2 protein-coding genes are annotated in these 1,134 nt (G+C 48.7%); one reads left to right on the top strand and one right to left on the bottom strand.

Annotation, left to right across the window (positions count from 1 at the left end; all coding sequences use genetic code 11):
• The coding region (locus tag QTO00_RS20045; protein ID WP_331426314.1) for an Hpt domain-containing protein at nucleotides 1-267 on the top strand (267 nt) is incomplete at its 5' end.
• On the opposite strand, the gene QTO00_RS20040 is transcribed toward QTO00_RS20045, so the two are convergent.
• Nucleotides 253-1,134, bottom strand: an 882-nt coding sequence (locus QTO00_RS20040; protein WP_331426313.1) for a YvcK family protein, incomplete at its 5' end; no start/stop codon positions are given. The genes QTO00_RS20045 and QTO00_RS20040 overlap by 15 nt on opposite strands.

Raw genomic sequence — 1,134 nt, 5'->3', positions numbered from 1 at the left:
GAGATCTTTCTTGGTGAGTTAAAAATGTACATTGACCAGCCCTCTCAGCTAGAGGGTAGCGAGCAAGAAGACTACCTGAAAGAGATTAGCCACGCGCTAAAAAGCAGTGCGGCGAGCTTTGGTGCTGAGGCATTACGTACTTACTCGGTTGAAGTGGATTCGGTTGCTAAGTCAGGCGTTAATCTCAACTCTGATGAGTACAAAAAGAACATGTTATCTCTGCTGAGTGAAACCCAACAGAGATACCAAACACTATTTGACGAGTAGCTGTTCTACCGCATGTTGTAACTTCGCTCGGTCATGACGCCAGTCGCGATTGGGTGAAGCTAACGGCGTTGTCATACAGTTCCAATCTTCCAGTTCAGGGTGTGGCTCCTCGCCTAATACGATATCGATTTTTCGCCCTTGGCATGAGCGCTCACACCATTCCAATTTCTCCTGTAGAGTCATCTTTCCTGCCGGACCATACTCAGGCGAGAGGTTTTCGACGAAGATAAGTTTGGCTTTTTTATTGTTTGCGATAGCACGCCCTACTTCTGGTAGTAGCAGTGGCGGCATAATACTGGTTAGAAAGCTTCCTGGGCCAAGAATCATGGCGTCAGCCTGTTCAATGGCAAGTACCGCTTCTTTAGTGGCAGGTACTTCAGGTTCGAGATCAAGCCTAGTTAACTTATCCGGCATCTCGTCAACACTGGTTTCGCCAGTGACCCATCGGCCATTGGTCGCGAGGGCTTTTAAGTCTGAAGGGTGCTCTGACATCGGAATGATATTTACATCGACTTTGAGCATATTACGAATAAGGTTAGTGGCTTCAAGCGGGCGAACGGAGAGGTTATCGAGGGCGGTTAACATTAGATTGCCCAAGTTGTGGCCATCGAGTTCACCAGAACCTTTGAAACGGTATTCGAACATCATTGAACTTATCGAAGGTTCAGTAATAAGTTGGTTGATACAGTTGCGAGTATCCCCCCAAGCGATTCCCCCTTGGCAATCGCGGATGCGTCCAGTAGAGCCGCCGTTATCTGTGGTGGCGACGATTCCTGTCGCGTTGGACCCAAAATCTTTGAGTGCAGCGAGCATCCGTCCGAGACCATGACCGCCGCCGACTGCGACAATTTTCTTGCTAGCGTAAAT

Source organism: Vibrio sp. M260118, from assembly GCF_036533755.1.
GTDB lineage: Bacteria > Pseudomonadota > Gammaproteobacteria > Enterobacterales > Vibrionaceae > Vibrio.
Note: the sequence above shows the minus strand (reverse complement) of the source record. Positions and strands in the feature narration are given on the sequence as shown.